General features: G+C 70.1%; 20 protein-coding genes. 9 read left to right on the forward strand and 11 right to left on the reverse strand.

All coding sequences use genetic code 11. The features are described 5' to 3' along the window. Window positions 1-351 precede the first annotated feature (351 nt). Window positions 352-2,094: a murein biosynthesis integral membrane protein MurJ gene (gene murJ, locus ACYVHU_RS14635; RefSeq protein ID WP_144390109.1), complete on the reverse strand. Its 1,743-nt coding sequence runs from the start codon at window positions 2,092-2,094 to the stop codon at window positions 352-354. 193 nt (window positions 2,095-2,287) lie between these two features. Beyond that, window positions 2,288-4,693: a DUF6049 family protein gene (locus tag ACYVHU_RS14640; protein WP_498948768.1), complete on the reverse strand. Its 2,406-nt coding sequence runs from the start codon at window positions 4,691-4,693 to the stop codon at window positions 2,288-2,290. Window positions 4,694-5,168: 475 nt separating this feature from the next. Here ACYVHU_RS14640 and ACYVHU_RS14645 point away from each other — a divergent pair, with 475 nt between their 5' ends. Then, window positions 5,169-6,683: a CCA tRNA nucleotidyltransferase gene (locus ACYVHU_RS14645; protein WP_394330052.1), complete on the forward strand. Its 1,515-nt coding sequence runs from the start codon at window positions 5,169-5,171 to the stop codon at window positions 6,681-6,683. A 148-nt stretch (window positions 6,684-6,831) separates the two neighbouring features. Here the strand turns inward: ACYVHU_RS14645 and ACYVHU_RS14650 are convergent, their stop codons facing one another. The 3 genes from ACYVHU_RS14650 to ACYVHU_RS14660 all read right to left on the reverse strand — a co-directional run bounded on the left by ACYVHU_RS14650 (window position 6,832) and on the right by ACYVHU_RS14660 (window position 10,089). After that, window positions 6,832-8,124 carry an MFS transporter gene (locus ACYVHU_RS14650; protein WP_432937748.1) on the reverse strand — a complete coding sequence of 431 codons (1,293 nt, stop codon included), beginning with the start codon at window positions 8,122-8,124 and terminating at the stop codon, window positions 6,832-6,834. Window positions 8,125-8,323: 199 nt separating this feature from the next. Then, window positions 8,324-9,403 carry an inositol-3-phosphate synthase gene (locus ACYVHU_RS14655; protein ID WP_200813632.1) on the reverse strand — a complete coding sequence of 360 codons (1,080 nt, stop codon included), beginning with the start codon at window positions 9,401-9,403 and terminating at the stop codon, window positions 8,324-8,326. Between the two features lie 65 nt (window positions 9,404-9,468). After that, on the reverse strand, window positions 9,469-10,089 hold the full coding sequence (locus tag ACYVHU_RS14660; protein ID WP_078762005.1) for a PadR family transcriptional regulator: 621 nt from the start codon (window positions 10,087-10,089) through the stop codon (window positions 9,469-9,471). An 866-nt stretch (window positions 10,090-10,955) separates the two neighbouring features. Between ACYVHU_RS14660 and ACYVHU_RS14665 the strand changes: the two genes are divergently transcribed. The 7 genes from ACYVHU_RS14665 to ACYVHU_RS14695 all read left to right on the forward strand — a co-directional run bounded on the left by ACYVHU_RS14665 (window position 10,956) and on the right by ACYVHU_RS14695 (window position 17,833). Beyond that, a complete protein-coding gene (locus ACYVHU_RS14665) occupies window positions 10,956-13,658 on the forward strand; it encodes a transglycosylase domain-containing protein (protein ID WP_235000967.1) in 2,703 nt (900 codons plus the stop codon). Between the two features lie 19 nt (window positions 13,659-13,677). Further along, on the forward strand, window positions 13,678-15,024 hold the full coding sequence (locus ACYVHU_RS14670; RefSeq protein ID WP_432937743.1) for a glycosyltransferase family 87 protein: 1,347 nt from the start codon (window positions 13,678-13,680) through the stop codon (window positions 15,022-15,024). 127 nt (window positions 15,025-15,151) lie between these two features. Further along, window positions 15,152-15,442: a 30S ribosomal protein S6 gene (rpsF, locus tag ACYVHU_RS14675; protein WP_498948769.1), complete on the forward strand. Its 291-nt coding sequence runs from the start codon at window positions 15,152-15,154 to the stop codon at window positions 15,440-15,442. A gap of 61 nt (window positions 15,443-15,503) precedes the next feature. Then, window positions 15,504-16,064 carry a single-stranded DNA-binding protein gene (locus tag ACYVHU_RS14680; RefSeq protein WP_078762001.1) on the forward strand — a complete coding sequence of 187 codons (561 nt, stop codon included), beginning with the start codon at window positions 15,504-15,506 and terminating at the stop codon, window positions 16,062-16,064. Window positions 16,065-16,140: 76 nt separating this feature from the next. Then, on the forward strand, window positions 16,141-16,377 hold the full coding sequence (rpsR, locus tag ACYVHU_RS14685; RefSeq protein ID WP_078762000.1) for a 30S ribosomal protein S18: 237 nt from the start codon (window positions 16,141-16,143) through the stop codon (window positions 16,375-16,377). Between the two features lie 25 nt (window positions 16,378-16,402). Further along, window positions 16,403-16,849 (forward strand): 50S ribosomal protein L9, encoded by a 447-nt coding sequence (rplI, locus tag ACYVHU_RS14690; RefSeq protein WP_432937739.1) that lies wholly within the window; start codon window positions 16,403-16,405, stop codon window positions 16,847-16,849. Between the two features lie 156 nt (window positions 16,850-17,005). Next, entirely contained in the window at window positions 17,006-17,833 is an 828-nt protein-coding gene (locus ACYVHU_RS14695; RefSeq protein WP_078761998.1) for a peptidoglycan recognition protein family protein, read from the forward strand. A 10-nt stretch (window positions 17,834-17,843) separates the two neighbouring features. Here the strand turns inward: ACYVHU_RS14695 and ACYVHU_RS14700 are convergent, their stop codons facing one another. Further along, complete coding sequence (locus ACYVHU_RS14700) at window positions 17,844-19,205, reverse strand: MATE family efflux transporter (protein WP_078761997.1); 1,362 nt, start codon at window positions 19,203-19,205, stop codon at window positions 17,844-17,846. 326 nt (window positions 19,206-19,531) lie between these two features. On the opposite strand from ACYVHU_RS14700, the gene dnaB reads away from it, so the two are divergent. After that, the gene (dnaB, locus tag ACYVHU_RS14705; RefSeq protein ID WP_078761996.1) at window positions 19,532-21,859 is read left to right on the forward strand and encodes a replicative DNA helicase; all 2,328 of its coding nucleotides are present in this window, start codon (window positions 19,532-19,534) and stop codon (window positions 21,857-21,859) included. Window positions 21,860-22,082: 223 nt separating this feature from the next. Here the strand turns inward: dnaB and ACYVHU_RS14710 are convergent, their stop codons facing one another. The 5 genes from ACYVHU_RS14710 to upp all read right to left on the reverse strand — a co-directional run bounded on the left by ACYVHU_RS14710 (window position 22,083) and on the right by upp (window position 25,522). Beyond that, window positions 22,083-22,673 carry an RDD family protein gene (locus ACYVHU_RS14710; RefSeq protein WP_078761995.1) on the reverse strand — a complete coding sequence of 197 codons (591 nt, stop codon included), beginning with the start codon at window positions 22,671-22,673 and terminating at the stop codon, window positions 22,083-22,085. 767 nt (window positions 22,674-23,440) lie between these two features. Then, on the reverse strand, window positions 23,441-23,947 hold the full coding sequence (locus ACYVHU_RS14715) for a PH domain-containing protein (RefSeq protein WP_078761993.1): 507 nt from the start codon (window positions 23,945-23,947) through the stop codon (window positions 23,441-23,443). Between the two features lie 13 nt (window positions 23,948-23,960). Further along, complete coding sequence (locus ACYVHU_RS14720) at window positions 23,961-24,125, reverse strand: hypothetical protein (protein ID WP_200813631.1); 165 nt, start codon at window positions 24,123-24,125, stop codon at window positions 23,961-23,963. A 124-nt stretch (window positions 24,126-24,249) separates the two neighbouring features. Then, on the reverse strand, window positions 24,250-24,492 hold the full coding sequence (locus ACYVHU_RS14725) for a hypothetical protein (protein WP_078761991.1): 243 nt from the start codon (window positions 24,490-24,492) through the stop codon (window positions 24,250-24,252). A 376-nt stretch (window positions 24,493-24,868) separates the two neighbouring features. Further along, a complete protein-coding gene (gene upp / locus ACYVHU_RS14730) occupies window positions 24,869-25,522 on the reverse strand; it encodes a uracil phosphoribosyltransferase (RefSeq protein WP_498948770.1) in 654 nt (217 codons plus the stop codon). Between the last annotated feature and the right edge of the window lie 610 nt (window positions 25,523-26,132).

Consider the following 26,132-nt stretch of genomic DNA (forward strand, 5'->3'; position numbering starts at 1 on the left):
CTCCCTTCGGGCAGCTCGGAGAAACGGGGGCGTTGCGGCAGGGATATGCCGTTCCATGCTAGGACGCTTGAGCGCCCTTCTCGGAGGACAGGCGGTCTCGACTCCGTGAACACGGTCCTTCCGGCGTCGCTCACCCATCGTGACGCGTTCCCGGTGATCAGCGCCGTAGCGGGCCGCTCGGGCACCCTACCGGGAAAGTTGTGACTTCTGTCACCGGAGCGGGTTTCGGGTTGAGAACACCGGGGAAAAGAGCCGAGCCGAGACCGCCGTCACGGTCATGACAAGGGGGCGGCGGCGCGCCCACGGACGTGAGTCGCGCCGCCGCCCCCTCGCGGTCCGCGGCCGCAGTGGTCAGCCGCGCCGCCCCACCTTGGAGCGCACGAGCTCGACGACCGAGTCGAGCTCCCGGATCCGCAGCAGCTTGGCGAAGGCGAGGAAGAGGAGGCCGCCGACCAGGCACCCGACGACCGGCGCGCCGATGTTGGTGACCAGCCCCTCCCCGAAGCGGTCGGTGAAGAACCACAGGACGCCGGCTCCAGCGGCCACGCAGGGCACCGAGGCCAGGTACAGCCGCAGCAGCGAGCCGAGGATGCGCCGCCCGTCCAGTCCGCCCAACCTGCGGCTGAGCACCGCGCCGCCGATGAGCAGGCCGGTGAGGTAGGAGACCATGAAACCGCCCGCGACCCCGACGACCACCTGGCTCGGTGGCAGCACCAGGTAGGCGGTGACGGCCAGCACGCCGTGCACCACCACGTTGCCCAGGCCGAGCAGGGCCGGGGTCCGGGTGTCGCTGAGGGCGTAGAAGACGCGCAGCATGAGCTGGAAGATCGTGAACGGCACCAGACCCAGCGACATGACGGCCAGGACGGTACCGATGTTCGCGGCGTCGGCGGTGGAGGTGTTACCGCGGGCGAACACCAGTACCGACACCTGCACCGCATACAGGGCGATCGCCAGGGAGAGCGGCACCAGCACCAGCGCCGAGACGCGCAGCGTCCGCGAGAACCCGCCCCGTACCTCGTCCCACCTCCGGTCCGCGGCGAAGTCGCTCATCTGCGGCAGCAGCACCGTGATCAGCGAGACCGCGATGATCGCGTAGGGGAGCTGGAAGAGCTGGTAGGCGTAGTTGTAGGCGGTGATCCCGGCACCGACCTCGGCGCCGCTCTCGACGCTCGCCACGCCCGCGCGCGACGCGATGTTGGTGGTGATGAGGAAGTTCACCTGGGTCATGCAGGTGTAGACCATCATCCAGCCGGCGGTGCGCACCGCCTCGCCCAGGCCCGAGCCGCGCAGGTCCAGCCGGGGCCGCCACCGGTAGCCCGACCGCCACAGCGATCCCACCAGGACGATGGTCTGCAGCACCATGCCGCACGCCGTGCCCGCGCCGAGCAGCAGCAACTCGGAGTCGGTGACCGTATCGGGCGTGCGGCCGGGGCCGGACACCATCAGGAAGGTGGCGCCGACCGCGATGATCACCAGGTTGTTGAGCACCGGGGCCCACACCGGGGCGCCGAACTTGTCCCGGGTGTTGAGCATGGCGCTGATGAGGCCGCTCATGCCGACGAAGAGGATCTGCACGAGCAGGTAGCGGGCGAGGATCACCGACACCTCGGCCTGGCGCGGCTCGAAACCGCTGGCGTAGGCGCGGACGAGCCACTCGGCGACGAGGATCGCCACCGTGGTCATCACCACCAGCAGGACGAGCGCGCCGGTGAACAGCCGGTCCTCGGTGGCCTTGCCGCCGTCGGCGTCCCGCTTGCGGCGCTTGACCAGCAACGGCACGATGACGCTCGCCATCAGGCCGCCGATGAGCAGGTCGTTGATGACGAACGGGATGGTGTTGGCGGCGTTGTAGGCGTCACCGAGGAGATGGGTGCCCAGGGCCGCGGCGAGCACGATCGTGCGGACGAAGCCGGTCACCCGCGACACCAACGTGCCGACGGCCATGACCGCGCTGGAGCGCATCATCCTTCCGGAGCGGGACGAGGGCGCGGGCTCGGGGCCTCCCTCGGGGGACGGGCCCGCCTGCGGGCTTGGGAGCGGGTCGGGCCCGGGCTCGGTGCTGCCGTTCGTGGTTCCGGTCGCCACCGGCATCGGCTCCTTTCGGATTCGGTGGCGTCCGCGGGGACGTCTGGTGGGGCGTTCGCCGCCTACGCCGGGTGGTGGGGTCATGCTCGGTCCGCGTTTCGGGCGCGCACCGAGGAACGGCGCGCGCGATCTGGGGTGCGACCGATCCGTGTGCGGGGCGGTCGCCTTGGCTGAGGGCGACGGGTCGTCGCCGTTGCGGTCAGGTCCGTCCGGCGACGCCGTCACCACGCTCGTCGCCAGAGGTCGCGTCCGGCCGTTGGCCGGACGGCGCACTGACATTGTGGTGCATCGCCTCGGTGGCGCCGGCCGCCGCTCCGGGGGCGGGCGCGCCGTCCTGTTCGCCCTCGCCGCTCATGCCCTCGCGGCGCTTGCGGGCCCATTTGCGCAGGGCCCGCGGGGCCAGCGCGACGATCAGCACCATGGCGCCCGCGCCGCTGATGAGGAGTGCGGTGGTGCCCAGACCGGTGACGTTGACCGGTGTGGTGGTCTCGTGCGCGCTGATGGGCTCCCCGTCGGCGTTTTGAAGACTCATGTGCAAGACGGTGCGCCCGTTGATGCGGGCGGAGATGGGCACGTAGACGGTGGTCTTACCGCCGGGGCCGATCTCCATGGACGTGGTGTAGTTGCCGATGGACAGGCGCTCGGAGTTCTCGGAGAAGATCGACAGGTGCACGGTCACGCTGTGCTCTTCGAGGTCGTTGGCGACCAGGATGCCGATCGTCCCGCTCTTGCTGGCCAGCGTCACGGGTTCGCCCGGCATGACCCTGACCTTGCCGATGGTCTCGTCGACCGAGGTGGCGAGACGGTCGAGGGCTCGCGCCGCGGCTTCGTCCTCGTCGCGCCAGGCCGCCGATTCCAGGCGCAGGATGGCGGGCCGGAACGGGTCACCGTCGTTGGTCAGGACACTGTTGAACAGCCGGACCTCGCCCCGGATGTCCTTGATCCGGTCGAGGTGGTCTCCGTCCAGCTCGGCTTGTGCGGCGTTGTCGGAGTAGACGGGACCCTCCCGCTCGGAGACGGCGCCGGGATCGGCCTGGATCTCGTCCAGGGCGACCGGTTCGAGCCAGGGCAGATCCTCGGTGGCCTCCAGGAGTCCCTGCGCGAAGACGGGGTTGGGGTCCCAGTCGTGTTCGGGGGCGACGACGACCGCCCGCCGTTCCCCACCGGGCTGTTCCGCGGCGATCATCGCGGTCTCGGCGGCGAAGCGCTGCTGGGCGAGGGCCGCCTGGCCGGGCTCCCAGGTGTCGGCGGAGATCTCCTCGCTGATGCGGCCGTCGATGGCCAGCGCGGTGCCCGCCTCCCCGTCCCCCAAGGGCAGGGAGGTGGCCGCCGTCGGTGTGTGGGCGGTCCACTCGGAGGTGGGCAGGGCGCTGTCGTCGAGGAGGAAGCGTTCGGCGCCGCGGTCGGCGAGGAAGTCGCGTGTCGCGTCGTCCATGGCGCCGCCGGCCGGCCAGGCGAGCTCGTGGTCGGCGGAACGGCCGAGGACCTGTTGCAGGGTGAGCCGGCCCAGGGTGACCGAGGACTCCGCGTCGTTCTCGAGTCCCGATCCCAGGAGCGCGGCGAGGTCGGGGTTGGCGTAGGGGGTGGCGAGCAGGGGGTCCTCGCCGATGAGGACGCGCGCCTGCTCCAGCCAGGTGGCCGCGTTCTCACTGGCCTCACGGGGGGCGACGCGCGGGGTGTCGGACTCGCCGTCCTCCAGCACCTGGTAGCCCGATTCGGCGATCCGGGAGATGTCGTCCAACAGGCTCGGGTCCACCGCCCAGGTCAGCGGGACGTCGGTGGTGGCCTCGCGGGACTCGGCGGCGCGGGGGGCCTCGGCCGCGTCGTCCTTGGCCGGCGTGCCACCGGCCTTCTCCGCGGCCGCGGTGTCCTCGTCGGCGTCGGCGGTGCCGTCGGCCGGAGGCTCCTCGACGGACTCGTCGAACCCCCCGGCCTGGCCGCCGATGGACAGGAGCCGGCCGAGCCGGCCGTCGGCGGAGAGGGAGGCGTCCAGCGTGTCGTCGAGGTAGGTGTCGTCATCGGCGCGCTGTGGCCGGTCCAGCAGCGGCCAGACCCAGGCGACCTCGACGGGTTCGACGTCGCTGCCGTCGTCATAGGGCAGGAACGTGCGCTGGACGCCCAGGCGCTCACCCGCGGCGTCGGTGGACTCGACCGCGAGGGGGTAGACGCCGAACCCGCCCAGGCCGAGCTCGGAGGTCTTCACCTTGAGCTCGTAGGGGGCGGACTCGCCCGGCGCGAGCGGCCCCTTGACGGTGAGGGAGGGGCCGAACGCCTGCGGATCGGTGGACTCGCCCGCGGAGTGGGACTCCAACTGGTCGCGGCCGGTCAAGGGGTAGGAGGAGTAGCGCAGGCGTACGGTGACGCCCTCCAACGTCTCGCCGGTGGTGTTCGTCACCTTCCCGGTGACGGTGACGGTGCTCTTCTTCCCGACCGCCCGTGGCGTGATCTCCTCGACGATCAGCGGAGCGGTGGCGGCGGAGTCGCCGGAAGCCGGGGACACGGTGCTGGCCACGGCGGCGGATGCCTCTTGGACAGGGTGGAACGCGGTCGGCACCAGTGCCACGGCCGTCGCCATGACCGCGCCTAGATGAACGATTCGACGCACGCCTCTGGAATCCCCGGGTCGGTCGACAATGGCCAGCCGGTGTGGTCACCGAGACGCGGGCCCCACTTCCGGAAGCAACGGCTGCGGCTCAAAGGCGCGGGAGCGTCGTGGTGGAACCGCCGGATGACGGGGACCGGGCCATGGGACCGGTCTTCGGCTGGACATCTCTGGGTGAATGGGCTGGGCCGCGCGTCGCGGTCGCGCAGTGGGGCGGTCGGTGGCCGACCTGGAGGGGTCACCGGCACGGGAACGCCGCGCCACACCGCCGGCCGATCGCGCCGGCCTGCTTCGACGATACCGTCTCGGGGACCGACTTCCGAAGGGTTCGCGCGGCATAACCGAGGGAAGCCGCCCTTTCCTTCGCGCCCGGACCGGGGTCCCGCCTCCTTTTCGCGTCGTTGTCCAGGTGCTATGCCGAAGCTCATAACGGGATTCGATTCGCACCTCAGGGAAAGGCCACCTAACCTCTGTCCCTGTGCCGAACACTGGAATGACTGGGGATGAGCCGTCTCCCCGCCTCGCCGACGATTCCACCGTTTCCGCTCGTGACAGAGCCGCCGACGGCGGACCGACGGACGAGCAGCGCGCCGCGCTGTCCGGGCTGCGGGAGTCCATCGACCCCGTGGTCGAGGAGCTGGGCGAGCGTTTCGCCGCCGCAGGCCACGAGCTGGCGATCGTGGGCGGTCCCGTGCGTGATGCCCTGTTGGGGCGCGCGGTCCACGACCTGGACTTGACGACCGACGCCGTTCCGCAGCGCGTCCTCGAACTCGTCGACGGGTGGGCCGACGCGGTGTGGACCGTCGGCATCGACTTCGGCACGGTCGGGCTGCGCAAGGGCGGTCACCAGCTCGAGATCACGACCTATCGCAGCGAGTCCTACCAGCCGAAGTCGCGCAAGCCCGAGGTGAGCTACGGGCGCTCGCTGGAGGAGGACCTCGTCCGGCGCGACTTCACCGTCAACGCCATGGCGGTCCGGCTGCCGCAGCAGGAGTTCGCCGACCCGTTCGGTGGACGGGCCGATCTGGCCGCTCGGATGCTGCGCACCCCGGGACGGCCGGAGGACTCCTTCAGCGACGATCCCCTGCGCATCATGCGCGCGGTGCGCTTCGCCGCCCAGCTCGGTTTCCGGCTCGCGCCCGAGGTGAAGAGGGCCGCTTCCGACATGGCCGAGCGGCTGCGGATCGTCTCGGCCGAGCGCATCCGCGACGAGCTCGTCAAACTGCTGCTCAGCCCCGACCCGCGGGTGGGCATCGAGCTGATGGTCGATCTCGGCATCGCCGACCACGTCCTTCCCGAGATCCCCCGGTTGCGTCTGGAGATCGACGAGCACCACCGGCACAAGGACGTCTACGAGCACTCGTTGACGGTCCTGGACCAGGCGATCGACCTGGAACGCCAGCGGGGGATGGAGCCCGACCTGGTGTTGCGGCTGGCGGCCCTGCTGCACGACATCGGCAAGCCGAAGACGCGCGCCTTCGAAGAGGGCGGCCGGGTGACCTTCCACCACCACGAGGTGGTGGGCGCGTCGATGACCAGGAACCGCCTCGGCGCGCTGCGGTTCCCCAAGGACGTGGTCGCCGACGTCGGCAAGCTCGTCGCGCTGCACCTGCGCTTCCACGGCTATGGCAAGGGCGAGTGGACCGACTCCGCGGTACGCCGCTACGCGCGCGACGCGGGGCCGCTGCTGGAGCGGTTGCACGTGCTCACCCGCGCCGACTGCACGACGCGCAACCGCCGCAAGGCCGCCGCGCTGGCCCGTTCCTACGACGACATCGAGCGGCGTATCGCCCGGCTCGCCGAGGAGGAGGAGCTCAACCGGATCCGTCCCGACCTCGACGGCAACGAGATCCAGGAGATCCTCGGGATCGGCCCCGGGCCGCTGGTGGGCAGGGCGTGGCAGTTCCTGCTGGAGCTGCGCCTGGAGAACGGGCCGATGGCCAAGGAGGACGCCGCGCAGCGGCTGCGGGAGTGGGGCCGCGACAACGTCTGAGGTGGTCCGCCCGGCCGTGTGGTGAGGGGCGGACGCCGTCGCGACACGCCGACACGCCGGTATGTCGACAAGGCGGCGTGTCGGCGTCGGGTCATGTCGATGAGCCGGCGGGTCGAGGCGCGGCGCCGCGGGCCGGCACGGCGCGTCCTCAGGGGAGGGCCGGTGAGGCGGGGCGCGGGCGGCGCGTCCCGGTCCACCAGGCGGCGCACATCAGCGCGTAGCACGCCGACATCGCCAGCAGCACCGGAACGGAGACCCCCGACGTGGGGATCAGGGGGGCCGCGACGGCCGCCGCCGCGACGAACGCGGCGTTGAAGAGCATGTCGTAGACGGAGAACACCCGTCCCCGGTAGGCGTCGTCGACATGGCTCTGTACCAACGTGTCGACACAGACCTTCACCCCCTGCGACACCACCCCCAGGGCGAATCCGGCGAAGGGGAACAGCGTCGCGGAGAAGGACAGCCCGAAGACCGGCAGGGACAGGCAACCTCCCGCGAGCAGGAGCGCGATCCAGGTCCCCGTGCGCATCCGCGCCGTCGCCCACGGGGTGATCACCGCGCCGACGAAGAAGCCGGCCCCCGACGCGGCGAGCGTCACCGAGAAACCGGCCAACCCGGCCACACCGCCCGAGGTGAAGGTGTTGTTGTAGAGCAGCAGCGTCATGATCGTCGAGACGCCGTAGACGAACCTGTGGCCGGCGATCGTCAGCAGCCCGTACCCGGCGGGGCGCCGTTCGGCGACGTGGCGCAGGCCGTCGGCGAGCCCCGTCACGACGCCGCCCAGCACAGAGCGCATCCGCGGGGCGGGGGCGTCCAGGTCGGGACCCAGCTCCCGGCGTCCCAGGGTGATCGAGACCAGCGCGGAGGCCGCGAAGCCCACCCCGGCCCCCAGCAGGATGAGCGCCGTGCCCAGGAGGCCGTCACCGCCGAGCAGCCGCAGGCCGGCCCCGGCGCCGGCGCCCAGGAAGCTCGCGAAGGTCCCGCACGTCGGCGTCACCGCGTTGGCCATGACCAGTCTCTCGCGCGCCACCACGTGCGGCAGCGCGGCCGACAGCGCGGCGAGGAAGAACCTGTTCAGGCTGAGCAGGAGCAGGGCTGCGGCGAGGAACGCGACCCCGTCGGAACCGGTCGCCACGAGCGCGGCGGTCACCGCGGCCAGTGCGGCCTTGCCCACGGCGGACACCAGCAGGATCTGGCGACGGGGCCAGCGGTCGATGAGGACACCGGCGAAGGGGCCCACCACCGAGAAGGGCAGCAGCAGCACGGCGAAGGCCGCCGCCACGTCCGCGGCCGAGGTGTGCTGCTCGGGGGAGAAGAACACGTATCCGGCCAGCCCGGCCTGGTAGACGCCGTCGGAGAACTGTGACACCAGCCGGGTGCCGAAGAGGCGGCGGAACCGGCCGCCGCGGAGGACTTCGCGCAGATCGCCGAGGAAGGACACGGCCCAAGGCTACGGCTCGGCCGAGGGCGTGGCGTGCCGGGCGGTTTCCGCGCCGGCGCCGCGACCTTCCGCGCGGTGTCGCGCGGGACGGGGACGGCACGGCGTCCCGATCATCCCGGGAGGGCCGCCGGGGACTGCGACGGGCGCGGGGGCGGGAACCACCCGAAGGTGGTCCCGCCCCCGCGCGGCAAGGACGGGCTCAGCGCTCGGTCTCGCCGGCGATGAACCGTTCCACCGCCGCGTGCGCCTCGCTGTCGGAGTACTGGACCGGCGGCGACTTCATGAAGTAGGAGGAGGCCGACAGGATCGGGCCGCCGATGCCGCGGTCCTTGGCGATCTTGGCGGCGCGGACGGCGTCGATGATGATGCCGGCCGAGTTGGGGGAGTCCCACACCTCCAGCTTGTACTCCAGGTTCAACGGCACGTCGCCGAACGCGCGGCCCTCCAGCCGGACGTAGGCCCACTTGCGGTCGTCCAGCCACGGCACGTGGTCCGAGGGACCGATGTGCACCGAGCCGGCCTTGAGCTCGTGCGGGATCTGGGAGGTGACCGACTGGGTCTTGGAGATCTTCTTGGACTCCAGGCGCTCGCGTTCGAGCATGTTCTTGAAGTCCATGTTGCCGCCGAAGTTGAGCTGGTAGGTGCGGTCCACGACGACGCCCCGGTCCTCGAACAGCTTCGACAGGACCCGGTGCGTGATGGTGGCGCCGACCTGTGACTTGATGTCGTCGCCCACGATCGGCACGCCGGCGTCGGTGAACTTCTTGGCCCATTCGGGGTCGGAGGCGATGAACACGGGAAGCGCGTTGACGAACGCGACCCCCGCGTCGATCGCGCACTGCGCGTAGAAGCGGTCGGCCTCCTCCGAGCCCACCGGGAGGTAGGACACCAGGACATCGGCCTTGGCCGCCTTCAGGGTGGCGACGACGTCCACCGCGTCCTCGGTGGACTCCTCGATCGTCTCGCGGTAGTAGCGTCCCAGCCCGTCGTAGGTCGGTCCGCGCTGGACGGTCACGCCGGTCGGCGGGACGTCGCAGATCTTGATGGTGTTGTTCTCGCTGGCGTTGATCGCGTCGGCGAGGTCGTGGCCGACCTTCTTGGCGTCGACGTCGAACGCCGCGACGAACTCCACGTCCCGCACGTGGTAGGGGCCGAAGCGGACGTGCATCAGGCCGGGGACCCGGGACTCGGGGTCGGCGTCCCGGTAGTAGTGGACGCCCTGGACGAGCGAGGCCGCGCAGTTGCCGACGCCCACGATGGCGACGCGTACCGAACCCATTGGCACTTGCTCCTTCTTCTTTGCTGACGGAATGCGTTCGTGCGCCGGTCCGCGGCCGGCACCGTTCACTGTGGACGTGCGGGCGGGGCGGAACCCGGTTGCCCCGGGTCGGTCCGTCCGCCGAGTGTGGCCGCGCCTTCCGGGCCGCGCCGTTCTCTGTCGATCAGGTCGTCGAGCCAGTGGACTTCGCGTTCCACCGACTCCACGCTGTGGCGGTTCAGTTCGAACAGGTAGCCGTCGCAGCGGCCGGCCACCTGGTCCAGGCGTTGGTTCGCGTGGTCCAGTTGGCGCCGGAGCCGGTCACGGCGGGCTTCGAGGATGCGTACGCGCACATCCGCGCGGGTACGCCCGAACAGCGCGAAGTGGACGCCGAAGCACTCGTCGTCGCAGGCCGCCGGTCCGACCTCGGAGAGGAGACGGTCCAGGCGGTCCCGTCCGGCTCCGGTCAGCCGGTAGACGATGCGCGATCGCCGTCCCCGCGACGGGCCGGACCCGTCGGGCGTCTGCGTGACGAGTCCCTCGTCGAGCAGTCTCCTCAGGCAGGGGTAGAGAGAGCCGTAGGAGAAGGTCCGGAGCGTCCCCAGTTCCTGGGCGAGGCGCTTGCGGAGCTCGTAACCGTGCAAGGGGGCGGCGTCGAGGAGGCCGAGGACCGCGAGTTCGAGGACGTGTGTCCTGCGCGTGCCCATCCGGCTCACCTCCCAACCTCCTCGGGACACCGGGCTCCGCCGGTGCCGTGCCAGGCACTCTCCTCTCCGAGGGAGAGAGGAGTATGCGCGTACACGTGTTTTGTGCAGAAATGACTATATCGAAGCGATATATGGGCATCCCAAGACGCCCCGGCGACACCGGCAAACGCTTTGTGTGGACTTCTGGAATTCCCCGATATGGGTACTGTGAACTGCGGGAATCCGGATAAGGAGAGACTTCGGACGATCCGAAGGCCCGGCTCCGCCTCACACGACGTACGCTGACAACCGTGTGTCATGGGGAGCCGATTGCGACGGAGGGGTTCCGCCGGCAGGTACGCTCACGCCTGGGTTGTGCTATGTGGCGCCCCCGCCCTAACGTAACGATCGCTCTCAGGGCTGACGCCCTCCCCCGGCGTCACGCTGTGCAGCGCACGGACGAGCCCCCCGGACCAGGGGAGCCGGTCTGCCGTCCAGTCCGGACGGCGCAGGAAGGAGCGATGGCGCGACCGCGCCGGGAGCATATCTACCCCGGCCACAGGCCTCCACACATGGTCGCCCCGGGCGGCGTGTGCGAGGCGGTGGGGCGCGCCGCGTAGCTTTTCGTCCCGATAGGTCACCGACAGGAGGAAGCAGCAGCCGACGTATTCGGTGGATCGGCGAGATCCCCGAGATCCCGCCCGTTTCCCGGACCGGAAACGGCGGGAGACCGCTCGCCCACATCGCTGGATCCGTTCCTGGCAGGGGGAACGAGCTGCCCCTCCCACCCCGGTCGTAAGGCCCATCGGCCGTATCACAACAAACGAGGACGCGTGAGTACCGAAAGACGACGGAGCGCTGGCGGACGCCGCCGGGCCGATGGCCCGGTGGAGAACCCGCGCGGCAACGGCGGCAGGCGTGGCCGGGACGGCTACGCCGAGGACGAGCGCGCCGCTGCCGGTCGCCGCCGGGCCAGTGATGCAGACGGTGGTTTCTGGGATGACGAGCGCGAACGACGTCCGCGCCGTTCCCGGAACGACTACGACGACGAGCGCTCGCAGCGGCGTTCCTCCGCGGCGCGCGCGGAGAACGGCCGGGAGGGAGGGCGCCGCAGGGCCTCGTCGGGATACGACGACGACCGCGCGGCACGCCGCCCCCGTGACGGCTACGAGGACGACCGTCCCTCGCGCCGCCGGGCACGCGACGACTACGACGACGACCGCCCGCCGCGCCGCCGGGCACGCGACGACTACGACGACGACCGCGGCGGCCGTCGCGCCACCAGCGGCGCACGCTCCGAGGCCGGAGGGCGCCGCCGCGCCGCCGCGCCTCCTCCGCGCGGACGGCGCCGCTCCAAGGACCACGACGAGGAGATCGACGAGCGCGGCCCGCTCAAGCGCTTCTTCGCCAAGACCTGGAAGCCGGTCCTGATCTCCTGCGGCGTCATCTTCGTCGTGTGTGTCGCGGCGTTCGGCATCGCCTACGCCCAGCTGCCCGACGCGGCGGACATGGACGCCCAGGCCAGCGTCGAGCAGGCCGCCACCTCGGTCACGTTCGCCGACGGCTCCGAGGCCACCTCCTTCGGTGAGGTCAACCGCATCCCGGTCACCCGGGAGCAGATCCCCCAGACCGTGGTCAACGGCGTGCTCGCCTCCGAGCAGCGCACCTTCTACACCGACCCGGCGATCTCGCCCACGGGCATGCTGCGCGCGGTCCTGTCCGGCGGTAGCGCCGGTGGTGGATCGACCATCACCCAGCAGATGGCGCGTAACTACTACGACGGCCTCAGCCAGGACCGCTCCTACCTGCGCAAGATCAAGGAGATCCTGATCTCGCTGAAGGTCGAGCAGTCGCTGAGCAAGGACGAGATCCTCACCCAGTACCTCAACACGATCTACTTCGGCCGTGGCGCCAGCGGCGTCCAGGCCGCCGCGCAGGCCTACTTCGACAAGAACGTCGAGGACCTCGACGCGGCCGAGGGCGCGTTCATCGGCACGATCATCCAGCAGCCCAGCAACTTCGAGAACGTCCAGCCGGGCTCGGAGATGGAGAAGATCCTCAAGGAACGCTGGCAGTACACGGTCGACGGCATGGTCGCGATGCACGAGGAGGACCCGAACCTCGGCATCAGCCAGGAGGAGGCCGACAAGCTGGAGTTCCCCGAGACCGCGCCCCTGGAGGCCGGCGACAACTACGCGGGCTACCGGGGCTACATCCAGGAGGCGGTCAAGCGGGAGCTGGAGAACCGCTACGACCTCACCGCCGAGCAGTACGCGGTCGGTGGCTACCAGGTGAAGACCTCCCTGGAGGAGGACCTGATGATCGCCGCCGAGGAGGCCGTCACCAGCACGCTCCCCAGCTTCGAGAGCATCCCCGAGGAGACCAACTTCGGCCTGGCCGCGGTCGAGCCGGCCACCGGCGAGATCAAGGCGTTCTACGGGGGAACCGACCCGCTGACCGACGCGGACAACTCGCTCATCCAGCAGGGGCAGGCCGGTTCGGCCTTCAAGCCCTACGCGCTGGCCGCGGGCCTGTCCCAGGGCATCAGCCTGGACAGCACCTTCGACGGTGACTCCCCGCAGACCTTCGCCGGCATCAGCGAGCCGATCCAAAACGACAGCGACGTCTCCTACGGCCCGGTCGACCTCGTCCAGTCGACCGCCGACTCGGTCAACACCAGCTACGTCAAGCTGGCCGAGATCGTCGGCCCCGAGGAGGTCGTCGCCACGGCGGAGCGCTCGGGCATCCCCGAGAGCCGGCGCGAGACCGTCACCGCCATCGGCTCCAACGTCGTCCTGGGCACCATGTCGGTCACGGCGCTGGACCAGGCCGCCGGCTACGCCACCTTCGCCAACAAGGGCATGCACCTGCCGCAGCACATGATCACCGAGGTCAAGGACCGCAACGGCGAGATCCTGCGCCCCAAGGACCAGGACATCATCGACGCCGGAGGCAGCCGCGCCTTCAGCGCCGAGGTCGCCGCCGACGCCACCTACGCCATGACCCAGGTGGTCGAGAACGGCGGTGGCAAGGAGGCCGCCCTGCCCGACGGCCGTCCGGTCGCCGGCAAGACCGGTACGTCCAACCAGGCGACGTCGGCCTGGTTCGTGGGGTACACCCCGCAGCTGTCCGCAGCGGTCGGCCTGCACCGCAGCGACAACCAGCCGCTGGAGATCCCCGGTCTGGGCAGCGACGTCTACGGTGGTACGACGTCGGCCAAGATCTGGAAGGCGTTCATGACCAAGGCGATGGAGGGGCAGGAGATCCAGCAGTTCCCGGGCCGGGCCAACGTCGGCAGCCCGCAGAGCTTCGTCCCGACGCCCACCCCCGAGCCGTCGGATGAGCCGGAGCCCTCCGACTCGCCCGAGCCGACCCCGAGCACCACGCAGTCGGAGTCGCCCGACCCCACCCCGTCCCACTCGGAGCCGGCGCAGCCGGGCCGGCCCGACTGCGAGGAGCAGTCGTGGCTTCCGCAGTGCCAGGAGGAGACGCCCGATCCCGAACAACCGGACGGTCCCGGTTGGGGGGACAACAACACGGGGGATCCCGGACGTCCAGAGGATCCGGACGGCAATCCGTTCGGCTGGTGACTAACAACATGGAGCACAGGTGACCTCCATCTCCGGTGAGACCGGGGACCCGGGTGCCGGCGGTGTCGCGACCGACGCCGCCGGCACCCGGCGTTTCTCCACCCGTCACGCGACCCCCTGGCCGCAGCTGGCCGGGCTGGCCCTGCTGGGCGCGGCGCTCGGATACGCGGCCAAGGCGCCGTGCAGGTTCGGCGGCGCCTGGCTCGACGGCACCCAGTACGCGGCGTCCTGCTACAGCGACGTCTTCCCGCTGTACTACCGCGACGGCCTGGACCAGGGGATCGTCCCCTACCTGGACGTCCCGGTCGAGTACCCCGTGCTCACCGGCGGCCTCATGCACCTCCTGGCGCGGTCGGTGAGCTGGCTGCCCGACCAGCTCTCGCGCGCCCTGGGCTACTTCGACGTCACCGCGCTGGTGCTGGCGTTGTGCCTGGGGGCGACGGTGATCGGGGTCGGGCACCTGGCCGGGCGCGGCGGGCTGTCCGGGGACGGGCGCGCGTTCGACCGGCGCCGCGCGCTCATCGCGGGGGCCTTCACCGCGCTCGCGCCGGCCGCGGTCCTCACCGCCTACATCAACTGGGACCTGCTCGCCGTCGCGCTGGCGACCGGCGGCCTGGTGGCCCACGCGCACCGCCGCCCCTGGCTCGCGGGGGCGCTCATCGGGCTGGCCGTCGCGGCCAAGTTCTACCCCCTGCTCTTCCTCGGCCCGATGTTCGTGCTCGTGGCGCGCGACGTGCTCCGCGGACGGGGAAGCGTCGGGGACTTCCTGCGACCGCTGGGCGGCGCCCTGATCGCCTGGACGGCCGTGAACCTCCCCGTCGCCCTGGCGGCTCCGCAGGCGTGGGCGACCTTCTTCCGGTTCAGCAGCGAGCGCGGCGCCGACTGGGGGTCCGTCTACTACGGCCTGGGCGGCTTCGGGCTCTTCGACACCGCGGATCTGGACCGCATCAACACCGTGGGAACGGGCGGACTGCTGTTGGCCTGTGTCGGCATCGCCCTGCTCGGGCTGTTCGCCCGCCGCCGCCCTCCCTTGGAACAGCTGCTGTTCCTGGTCGTCGCCGCCTTCCTCATCACCAACAAGGTGTGGTCGCCCCAGTTCGTCCTGTGGCTGGTGCCCCTCGCGGCGCTGGCGTGGCCACGGCGGTCGCGCGGGTGGCCGGCGCTCGTGGTGTTCGGGGTGTGGCAGCTCGCCGAGATCGGCTACGTCCTGGGGATCTGGCGGCACCTGATGTGGAGCATCGACCCGGCCACGGGACTGGGATTCGAGGGGTACGCGGTGCTGCTGTTCGCGCGGTTGTTCTCGCTGCTGGCCGTCGCTGTCCTGATCGTCGTGGATTGCCTGAGCGACGGCGATTCCGCGTCGTGACGACTGGTAGCCTGGGATGTCGTCCGGCTCAGAGCTCCGGCGCCCCTCCGGCGCGCCGATCCGAGCTTGTGCCCTCCTGCCATGGAGAGACCATGGCCGCAACAGTCCAGAGGAGGTAGGCACGCCTATGCGTCGCTACGAAGTCATGGTCATCCTCGACCCCAACCTCGACGAGCGCACGGTCGCCCCGTCGCTGGAGCAGTTCCTGGGTGTCGTCCGCAACGACGGTGGCTCGGTCGAGAAGGTCGACGTCTGGGGGAAGCGCCGCCTTTCCTACGACATCGCCAAGAACGCCGAGGGCATCTACGCGGTGATCGACCTCGCCGCCACGCCCGCCACGGTCAAGGAGCTGGACCGCCAGCTCAACCTCACCGAGGCCGTTCTCCGCACCAAGGTCCTGCGTCCCGAGGTGCACTGACGCCTCCGGCGCTCAGCGCCCCGCCCCGCCCGATCCGAACCTAGGAATCCGGAGCCGACCAATGGCAGGCGAAACCCAGATCACGCTCGTGGGCAATCTCGTCGACGACCCCGAGCTGCGCTTCACCCCCAGCGGGGCCGCGGTGGCGAACTTCCGTGTGGCCTCGACGCCGCGCACGTTCGACCGCCAGAGCGGTGAGTGGAGAGATGGCGAGTCCATGTTCCTCACCTGCTCGGTGTGGCGGCAGTACGCCGAGAACGTGGCCGAGAGCCTTCAGCGTGGTATGCGCGTCATCGTGCAGGGCCGTCTCAAGCAGCGGTCGTACGAGACGAAGGAAGGCGAGAAGCGCACCGTCTTCGAGGTCGAGGTCGAAGAGGTCGGCCCCGCGCTGCGCAGCGCCACCGCCAAGGTGACGAAGACGCAGCGTCAGGGCGGCCAGGGCTTCGGCGGAGGCGGCGGTGGCGGCTTCGGCGGTGGCGGGGGCTACGGCAACCAGGGTGGTGGCGGCTTCGGCGGCCAGCAGGGGGGCCGCTCCGGCCCGCCCGCCGACGACCCGTGGGCCACCGGCGGTGGCGGGGGCTTCGGCGGCGGCGGGGGTTACTCCGACGAGCCGCCGTTCTAGGCCGTCACGACCCGTTTTGATCTGTCCGAATGACCATCCCCGGGACGACCGGGGCTCTTGAACAAGGAGCACCACGATGGCAAAGCCGGCAGTGCGCAAGCCCAAGAAGAAGGTTTGCCTGTTCTGTCAGGAAAAGCTGTCCTACATCGACTACAAGGACACCAACCTGCTGCGGAAGTTCATCTCCGACCGCGGCAAGATCCGCGCCCGTCGCGTGACGGGCAACTGCACGCAGCACCAGCGTGACGTCGCCACGGCGATCAAGAACGCCCGCGAGATGGCGCTGCTGCCCTACACCAGCACCGCTCGCTAACGGGGATCCGAGGGAGGTTTAAGTCGTGAAGCTCATTTTGACCCACGAGGTCAATGGTCTCGGCGCCCCGGGCGATGTCGTCGAGGTGAAGGACGGCTACGGCCGTAACTACCTGCTGCCCCGTGGGTTCGCCATCCGCTGGACGCGTGGTGGGCAGAAGCAGATCGATTCGATCCGCCGTGCCCGCGCGGCCCGCGACATCCGCAGCCTGGACGAGGCCAAGCAGGTCGCCGGCCAGCTCGGCGCGCTGAAGGTCCGCCTGTCCCAGAACGCCGGTGACACCGGCCGTCTGTTCGGCTCGGTCACCGCGGCCGACGTCGCCGAGGCGGTCAAGAACTCCGGCGGTCCGGCGGTCGACAAGCGCCGGATCGAGATCCGCAACCCGATCAAGTCGGTCGGCGAGCACCGGGTCGAGGTCCGCCTCCACCCCGAGGTCGTCGCCACGATCGAGCTCGAGGTCGTTCCCGCCTAACGGCGCGGCTCCTCGAACCCCGGCCCCGCGAGGGGCCGGGGTTTTCCTTTGCCCGGGTTTGGCAACACGCCATGGTGCTTAAAGTGACGGTTTGATTACTTTCTGCAACATTATCGTGGCGATGGGCCTGTACCCGAACGGGAAGGATGAGGCCGAGTGTCCACTCATGAACAGAGCGCCGCCGAGGCGGGCCTGAGCAGACGGACCATGCTGCGCGGTACCGCGCTCGTCACCGGAGGGGTGTTCCTCGGAGGAGCCGCCGACCTGGGGACCGCGCGGGGCGCGTTCGCCGCCGGCGAGCCGACCGTCTACCACCGGGGCGACTGGGGGGCGCGCAGCGCCAAGCGCACCGCCCAGGTCCTCAGCAGCGGACCGGACCACATCGTCATCCACCACACCGCCACCGCGAACAGCACGGACTACTCGCGCGACCACGCCTTCGCGCTGTCCCGGTCGATTCAGCGCTACCACATGGACACCAACGGGTGGGACGACATCGGCCAGCAGCTCACGATCAGCCGCGGCGGTCACATCATGGAGGGCCGCAACAGCTCGCTGCCCGCGATCCGCAACCGTCGGCACGCGGTGGGCGCGCACACCGCGAACCACAACGCCCACACCATCGGTATCGAGAACGAGGGAACCTACACCTCGGCCACGCCGCCGGCGGCGCTCATGGACGCCCTGGTCGAGACGTGCGCGTGGTTGTGCGCGGTCTACGGGCTCAAGCCCGACAGCGCGATCGTCGGGCATCGCGACTACAACGTCACCTCGTGCCCGGGGGACAAGCTGTACGCCCTGCTACCGCAACTGCGCCGTGACGTCAGCGCGGCCCTGGCCAGGATCGAGATGCGGCTGGCGGCACCGGCCCCGCAGCCTGTCCCGGAGGAACACCTGCCCTCCTTCCCCGAGGTCCCGATGAACGAGCGGGCCGTCGCCTTCGCCCACGGACCCGCGCTGGGGCCCGCGGACCCCACCCGCTGACGGCCGAGCCTCAGGGGCGCGTGGCTCCGGTGACCAGCCACGCGCTCCCTCGCGCACGCAGCCCCAGCGTGACCCCGCGCGCCAGCATCCACACCCCGAAGGCCAGCCACAGCCACACCAGTCCCATCGTCGACCCCTCGGGGACCAGCCACAGCACGAGAACGCTGAAGGGAAGGTAGACCAGCGTCGTCCACAGGCTGGCCCACGCCAGGTAACGCTGGTCCCCGGCACCCATGAGGACGCCGTCCAGCACCATGACCACGCCACTGAGGGGCTGGAGCAGCGCCACGACCACGAGGGCCCCCGCGATCAACGCCCGGACCTCCTCGTCGGTGGTGAAGGGAACGGCCGCCCAGGGGCGGACCAGGAGCACCAGCACGGTGAAGAGCAGGCCGACCATGACGCCCCACTCGACCATCCTGCGGGTCGCGGCCCGCGCCCCCGCCGCGTCCGAGGCGCCCAGGTAACGGCCGATGATGGCCTGACCGGCGATGGCGATCGCGTCCAGCGCGAACACCAGCAGCGACCAGATCTGGAACGCCACCTGCTGGGCGGCGATCTCGCCGTCGCCCAGCCGCGCCGCGACGGCGGTCGTGGCGAGCAGGGCCACCCGCAGCGACACGGTGCGGACGAACAGCGCAGCGCCGGCCGAGGCCGACGCCTTCAGGCCGGCGGCGTCAGGGGCCAGGGAGACCCCTGACCTGCGGGCCGCGTGGGCCACGACCGCGATGTAGACGACGGCGCCGCCGCTCTGCGCGATGACGGTCGCCCAGGCCGACCCGGCGACCCCCCAGCCGAACCCCAGGACGAACGACACGCACAGCACGATGTTGGCGAGGTTGGAGCCCACGGCCACGAACAGGGGCGTCCGCGCGTTCTGGAGACCGCGCAGTACGCCGGTGCCCGCCATGATGACGAGCAGGGCGGGGGTGCTCAACAGACTGATCCGCAGATAGGTGAGCGCGTGGGGGGCGACGGTGTCGGAGGCTCCCAGGGCCTCGATCGCCCAGGGGGCCAGGGGCCAGCCGAACGCGATGACGGCCACGCCGATGAGCAGCGCGAGCCACAGCCCGTCGACACCGTTGCGGATGCCGCCGCGGATGTCTCCGGCCCCGAACCTGCGGGCCACCGCCGATGTGGTGCCGTAGGCGAGGAAGATGCACAGGTTCGCCAGGGTCATCAGGATCTGCGAGGCGATCCCGAGCCCGCCGAGTTCCGCGGTGCCGAGCCGTCCCACCACCGCGGAGTCGGTCAGCAGGAAGAGCGGCTCGGAGACGAGCGCGAAGAACGTGGGGACGGCGAGGTGGAGGATCTCGCGGTCGTGGTGGTGCCGCAGAGGCGGAGCCGGGAGCAGTGAGGACGGTCGTGGCATGGCCCTGTCACGTTACCGGACGGGTGTTCGACCGGGTTGTCCACAGTTATCCACCACTTCCGGGATCCCCTGTGGATAACCTGTGGAAAGTTGCGTGTGAACTTTCTTTCACACACAGGCGGTGAATAGTGTTTTTGCAGCTCAGATAGGGTGTGTGCGGGTGGTGGACAAGTTATCCACAGATGTTGTGCACAAGCTATCCGCAGAAACCGCGCGGTCGTCCACAGGATCTCCCCAGGCTCGTCCACAGGTCGTTTTGCGGGTGTCGTCGGAAGTGGCGACAATCCAAGTTCGAGCATGTTGAAGCACGTGCAGGGGGGACAGGCGTGAGCGACACCGAGGGCCCGCGCGAGGAGAGCGGTTTCGAACGCACGCCTCCGAACGACATCATGGCCGAGCAGTGCGTCCTGGGAGGCATGCTCCTCTCCAAGGAGGCCATCAGCCAGGTCGTCGAGATCGTCCGTTCCGCCGACTTCTACCGGCCCGCCCACCAGACGATCTACGACACCATCATCGACCTGTTCTCGCGCGGCGAGCCGGTCGACGCGGTCTCCGTCAACGCCGAGCTGACCAAGCGAGGCGAGATCACCCGCGTGGGAGGCGCCCCCTACCTGCACACCCTCACCGAGGCCGTCCCCACGGCCGCCAACGCGGGCTACTACGCCCGCATCGTCGCCGACCGGGCTGTTCTGCGCCGACTCGTCGAGGCCGGGACCCGCATCGCCCAGATCGGGTACGCGGGGGACGGAGAGGTCGACGACCTCGTCGACCGGGCCCAGGCCGAGATCTACCGGGTGGCCGAGAAGCGCACGGGCGAGGACTACCTCCCGCTCAGCGAGATCATGCCGGGAGCCCTCGACGAGATCGAGGCCATCTCGGCCCACGACGGTTCCCTCACCGGGGTTCCCACCGGGTTCACCGACTTCGACGCCCTCTCCAACGGCCTGCATCCCGGGCAGATGATCATCATCGCGGCCCGGCCCGCCGTGGGTAAGGCGCTCGCCCTGGACACCCCGTTGCCCACCCCCGACGGGTGGACCACCATGGGGCGGGTCCGCACCGGCGACCTGCTGGTCGCCGCCGACGGCACCCCGACCCGCGTCGTCGCCACCACCGAGGTCATGCACGGCCGCCCGTGCTACGAGATCACCTTCGACGACGGCACCACCGTGATCGCCGACGCCGAGCACCAGTGGCCCGTGAGCGCTCCCGACCGGCCGGTCCGGGTACGGACCACGCGTGAGCTCGCCACGTCGCTGGAGGACGGCCTGGAGGGCCGGCCCGCCATCGCCCTCGCGGCGCCGTTGGACCTTCCCGAGCGCGATCTCGCGCTGCCCCCCTACTTCCTCGGCGCCTGGCTGGGGGGCGGCCATCCCGCCATGGCGCGCATCGCCTGCCCGAACCCCGAGGTCCGGATGGGGATCGAGGCCAGCGGGCTGGTCACCAAGCCCGTGGGCGTCTCCGAGCACTGCTACGACGTCGTCCTGCCCTGGGCCGAGGCCGCCGAGACCACGGCGCGCCTCACCCGACTGGGCGTGGTGGACGAGCCCCACCTCCCGGTGGAGTACCTGCGTTCCTCCCCCGCCCAGCGGCGCTCGCTGCTGGCGGGCCTCCTCGACACGGGGGGCGCGGTCGACGAGGACGGGGCGATCCGTCTTCCGGTCGGCACGCGCCGTCTGGCCCGCGACGTCCGCGACCTCGTCCACGGCCTGGGGTACCGGACCGCGTCGCTGCCGGCGCGGAGGGGAGGACAGGGCCGGGAACACGTCGTCGTGATCCGGGCCCCCCGCGAGACGTTCCCCGTGGGGCACGGACCCGCCGCCCACCACGGCGGACCCGGGGAGGAGGCCCTCGCCCCGCGCGTCATCACCGGGATCCGGCCGGTGCCCAGCGTTCCGGTGCGCTGTGTCCAAGTGGACCATCCCGACCACCTGTACCTCGCGACCGAGGCGATGGTCCCCACCCACAACTCCACCCTGGCGTTGGACTTCGCCCGCGCCGCGGCCATCAAGCACCAGCTGACGACCGTGTTCTTCAGTCTTGAGATGGGCCGCAACGAGATCGTCATGCGCCTGCTGTCGGCCGAGGCGCGGGTACCGCTGCACACGATGCGGTCGGGGCTGATGACCGACGACGACTGGACCCGGCTGGCCCGGCGCATGGGCGAGGTGGCGAGCGCGCCCCTGTTCATCGACGACTCCCCGAACATGTCGATGATGGAGATCCGGGCCAAGTGCCGCAGGCTCAAGCAGCAGCACGACCTCAAGCTCGTCGTGGTCGACTACCTCCAGCTCATGAGCTCCAGCGGGCGGGTGGAGAGCCGCCAGCAGGAGGTCTCGGAGATGTCGCGGTCGCTGAAGCTCCTGGCCAAGGAGCTGGAGGTCCCGGTCATCGCGCTGTCCCAGCTCAACCGTGGACCCGAACAACGGACCGATAAGAAACCGCAGGTCAGCGACCTTCGAGAGTCGGGGTCCATCGAGCAGGACGCCGACATGGTCATCCTCCTGTACCGCGAGGACGTGCACGAGAAGGAGTCACCGCGTGCGGGCGAGGCCGACCTGATCGTCGCCAAGCACCGTAACGGCCCCACCGCGACGGTCACGGTGGCCTTCCAAGGGCACTACAGCCGCTTTGTCGACATGGCGCCGGGGTGATCGAGCCGCCGCGGGTGCCGCTTCCCCAGGGGCGGCTGTCGCGTCCCCGGGCGGCCTGGCTCGAAACGGCCCGTCCCGGTGCGGCCGGGTGTCCTCCCGTCCCCCGAGGCGCCGGACGGCCGCGTGCCCGGTCGCGCCCTTCGACGCCCGATGAGGCGGGAGCGGGCGTCCCCGGCCCCCGCCACGGCCGGGCGGGGGAGAGCGGGACGAGGTTCCTTCGCGGTCAGACGGCGATGACGCGTGTCTTGGCGGCCTTGTCGTGCAGGGCCTGGCGATAGGGCTCGTCCCACAACGGCCACAGGCCGTCGAGCAGCGACCCGAAGGGGACGTAGGCGAGCAGGAACTGGGTGAGGACGCGGCCGGCCGCCGCCTTCTTGGTGGGGGGCAGGCCGGTGGCCATGGCGATCACCTTGATGCCGACCATCCGCTTGCCCAGCGTCTGCCCGCTCCTCGAATAGGACAGCCAGTAGTAGGCGAAGGAGGAGAACAGCGCGGCGGCGGCGATCAGCAGGACGGACGGAACCATGATGGAGGCGATCGTGGACTCCGGCCGGCCGTCCAGGGCGACGGAGAGCGGCACCATCACGACCAGTGCTCCGGCCAGGTAGACCGTGAAGCCGATGAAGGTCGCGATGAACCCGTCGATGATGTGGGCGCCGAGCCGGACCCCCCAACTCGCGGGCTGGGGGCCGTAGGCGATGGGACCGCCGAGGTGGTGGGCGGCCGGGTAGCCGTAGCCGGGGTAGTGCGGCGGCGCGACCGGGGGGCCGTAGCCCGGTCCGTAGGGGACACCGGGCGGTGGGGGCAGGGACATGGGATTCCGGATTCTCGTCGATTCAGGTGGGTCCCCGGCATTGTGGCAGGTGGGGGATTCCAGTGGGCCGAAACCCGGGCTTTGCGGCCGCAGGGCCGTATCGGCGGGGACAAGTCGACAAGGCGCTGAGGTGACAGGTCGCTTTGGCGGCGAGACGGCGCCATGGGGCCCGTCGTAGGCCCGGGGGCGCCCCGCCCTCTGCGCGGCCGCGCGCCGGGCCCGTGTCCACCGGGGTGGTGGACGCAGACGTCGAGGGACCGTATGCGGCGCCGCGGCGGTCCGTCCGGTAGATGAGGCGCCAGGTCGCCGTGTCGATGAGTCGAGAAGGGGAGAACGCGGAAGCGGCCGTCCACCTGTGGTGGACGGCCGCTTCCGCGGTCGCGTGTCCTAGGCCCAGCGGGCTTCGGGGCGCATGCGACCGGTCGCGTCGGGTACCAGGACCCAGACGAGCGCGGGCCGTGCGGGTTCGGTCACCGTCTCCTCCATCGACCGGGGGCGGGGGAGGGAAGAGGTGACCGTCGCGCACGCACGGTTCACGGTTGCGCGACGGCGACGTCGGGTCGGAGCGGGTCGGGTGGTCAGCGAAGCCTCGGACACCTTTCGAGCCATGGCGACACCCCCTCGTTTAGCATAGTGAGGACTATAGTTAACCTTCTGTTCACCTTTAAGTCAACTTGGTTCTATCTACCTGGTATGCCAGGACGTGGAAGAGGCGCCCATCGGCCGATGGGCGCCTCTTCCACGTCCTGCTGGTGGTGTGCTGTTCCTCAGTCGCCGGGGAAGATCAGTCCGACGATCTCCAGGTAGAGCTGTTCAGGATAGGGCACGAAGTTGATCCTGCTCAGTGCCTGATCCTGACCGGCGGACTCCATGACGAACGTCCCGTAGCCGAGGAGCCGACCCATGAAGGAACGCTCGAATCGCATGTCGGTGACCTTGCCCAGGGGCATCATGTCGACCTGCCGGGTGATCAACCCGGTCGTCAGGAGCAGGCGCGCGGAGGTGATGACGAAGTAGTCGACCGACCACTCGGCCACCTTCCACACGAACCAGACGAGCAGCAGGAGCCAGACCCACCAGATGACGGCGAGTGCGGTGGGATCGCCGATGACGCTGCTCAGGACACCGGCGGCGATCAGGCCGCCGAGGACCAGGGCCACCGGGCCGATCAGGATCGCCGGATGCCGCCGCATGGTGATGACCTGCTGCTCGTGTGGCAGCAGGTAGCGGTTGACCGATGCGGGCGCCGCGTCGCCCGGAGTTACGAGCTTCATGCCGCCTCAGAACCTAAGCGGCCACGGCGTTGACGAAGCGGGACAGGGAGTCGGCCGCGGACATCAACCCACCCAGGCCCGCGTCGATCACTCCGGCGGCGGATTCGGGCTGGGTGAGCAGATAGAAAGCGACGAAGGCGATGAGCGCGTATTTCAGCCATTGTTTCAACCTCGCCATGATCAACTCCAAAGAATGCCACTGACCCACTAACCCAAGGTGATTGTTACACCGCTGTCGGGGCTCGTAAAGGCAGATCCGAGCTGACGGCGTGGCGTTCCAGGTGGGAACAGTGTGGCCCTGGTCACCGGGTGGTTTGGGACTGTCCGACTTCCGCAAATGCTGCTGCCAGAACGTGGAGATGTTGGCGCGCGATGCGTTCGACGAGGTCGGGAGTCGCCTTCCCGGTGACATCCCGCAGCCCTGACCTGGCCGCCCGGACGCAGCGGGAGACCGTCGTCTCCGGATGGACGTCGGCGAATTCGGCCCGGAGCTTATCCATGACGGGAGCGAATTCGTGCAGCGCTGCGGTGGGCGTTTCGGTCATGTCACTCCTTGGTGGGGTAGGGGTGGTTGGTGGCGCTCCGTACCTAATTATCTTCGGTGGGTAACCGTAGCAGGGAGGTGGGAAGGAGGTATGGGGAGGGTGGGGTGTACAGAAGGGGAGGTCGTGGCCGAGAGTTCGGGGCGAGGAGTGGGGCGGGAAGTTTCGGGCGTGGGATGTCTCCTGATCCGGATCGTCCGAGATCCAGGATCGCCTCTATGGGTCACAACTCCGTCTCAACGTGAATTCGGATAACACAAAATAGAGCGATGTCTCTCACGTCTCAAAAACGGCCATCCGAATACACGGTTAACTGATATCCAAAATTAGAAAGCGTCCGTCCACGGAAGCGTGGACGGACGCGGTGCGTGAAACGCGGTCAGACCGAGCCGTACAACCGGTCCCCGGCGTCCCCCAGGCCCGGGATGATGAAGCCGTGCTCGTTCAGCCGCTCGTCAACGGCGGCCGTGACCACGCGCAGCTGCGCCCGGTGCTCCCGGCCGAGGCTTTCGACCAGTTTCCGCTCGACCGCCTTCAGCCCCTCGGGTGCGGCGAGCAGGCAGATCGCGGTGACGTGGTCCGCGCCGCGGTCCACCAGCAGCTTCATCGACGCCGCCAGCGTCCCGCCGGTGGCGAGCATGGGGTCGAGGACGTAGCACTGCCGCCCCGACAGATCCTGGGGAAGGCGGTCGGCGTAGGTGGCCGGCTGGAGGGTCTCCTCGTTGCGGGCCATGCCGAGGAAACCGACCTCCGCGGTGGGCAGCAGGCGGGTCATGCCGTCGAGCATGCCCAGCCCGGCCCGCAGGATCGGGATCACCAGGGGGGTGGGCCGCGTGAGCTGCGCCCCGGTGGTCGTGGCGACCGGGGTCTCCACGGTGACCTCGGCGACCCGCACGTCACGTGTCGCCTCGTAGGCGAGCAGGGTGACCAGCTCGTCGGTCAACCGACGGAACGTCGGGGAATCGGTTCTGACGTCCCGCAGCGTCGTGAGCTTGTGCGCGACGAGCGGATGGTCGACGACGAGGGTTTCCATCTGTAAAACACACTCCGGGTGAGCTGGGCGAATGCGGCGGGGCGCCAGCGGCGAGTCTACCGACGGGGCAGGAGCGCTCCCGAGCCTGCGCGGGCTCGTCCGGCGAGGCGACGGCCACAGTCAGGGGTGGACCCGGTCCGCGAGGAGGAGACGGCACCATCCCGACGCCCCTGACGCCCCCGGCGCCCACACCGGGGACCGCTCCCCGGGGCGTGTCACCGGGCGATCCCCTATGGGCGCGGGGCCGGACCGCACGGCGCGCCGGCCTCGCGAGAGGCGAGGGGAAGCCCGGTTGCGGCCACTCTGATGGTGGGTTTCATCTATGCCCGAAACTGCCTTTTTCGGCGTTCCAGGACACAGAGGTGAAACGGGACACCCTTACTCACCAGGGGCTCCGTCCCGGAGACTCCGTGTGACGCCGACGCTCCCGTCCGGTTGACGCACGCGAACTTTATGGTCGCGTTCTGTCGAGGACGGGGCGTCCGTTCTAATAGGACGTGTGAGCGCGGACTTCTATCACGGAGACGGCCCCCTATGGGGAGACCAAGTCACGGGCGAGAGCGGCCGTTACGATGACGCTGCCTCGGACGATCTGCGATCCTGGCCGGAC

The sequence above is a fragment of the Marinactinospora endophytica genome (genome assembly GCF_054780875.1).

Coding starts and splice junctions, on each gene's coding strand:
- rpsF (WP_498948769.1), top strand. CDS start 15,152: ATGCGTCGCTACGAAGTCATGGTCATCCTCGACCCCAACCTCGACGAG.
- upp (WP_498948770.1), bottom strand. CDS start 25,522: ATGGAAACCCTCGTCGTCGACCATCCGCTCGTCGCGCACAAGCTCACG.
- murJ (WP_144390109.1), bottom strand. CDS start 2,094: ATGCCGGTGGCGACCGGAACCACGAACGGCAGCACCGAGCCCGGGCCC.
- ACYVHU_RS14660 (WP_078762005.1), bottom strand. CDS start 10,089: ATGGGCACGCGCAGGACACACGTCCTCGAACTCGCGGTCCTCGGCCTC.
- ACYVHU_RS14700 (WP_078761997.1), bottom strand. CDS start 19,205: ATGCCACGACCGTCCTCACTGCTCCCGGCTCCGCCTCTGCGGCACCAC.
- ACYVHU_RS14655 (WP_200813632.1), bottom strand. CDS start 9,403: ATGGGTTCGGTACGCGTCGCCATCGTGGGCGTCGGCAACTGCGCGGCC.
- ACYVHU_RS14680 (WP_078762001.1), top strand. CDS start 15,504: ATGGCAGGCGAAACCCAGATCACGCTCGTGGGCAATCTCGTCGACGAC.
- ACYVHU_RS14720 (WP_200813631.1), bottom strand. CDS start 24,125: ATGGCGAGGTTGAAACAATGGCTGAAATACGCGCTCATCGCCTTCGTC.
- ACYVHU_RS14725 (WP_078761991.1), bottom strand. CDS start 24,492: ATGACCGAAACGCCCACCGCAGCGCTGCACGAATTCGCTCCCGTCATG.
- ACYVHU_RS14715 (WP_078761993.1), bottom strand. CDS start 23,947: ATGAAGCTCGTAACTCCGGGCGACGCGGCGCCCGCATCGGTCAACCGC.
- rpsR (WP_078762000.1), top strand. CDS start 16,141: ATGGCAAAGCCGGCAGTGCGCAAGCCCAAGAAGAAGGTTTGCCTGTTC.
- ACYVHU_RS14710 (WP_078761995.1), bottom strand. CDS start 22,673: ATGTCCCTGCCCCCACCGCCCGGTGTCCCCTACGGACCGGGCTACGGC.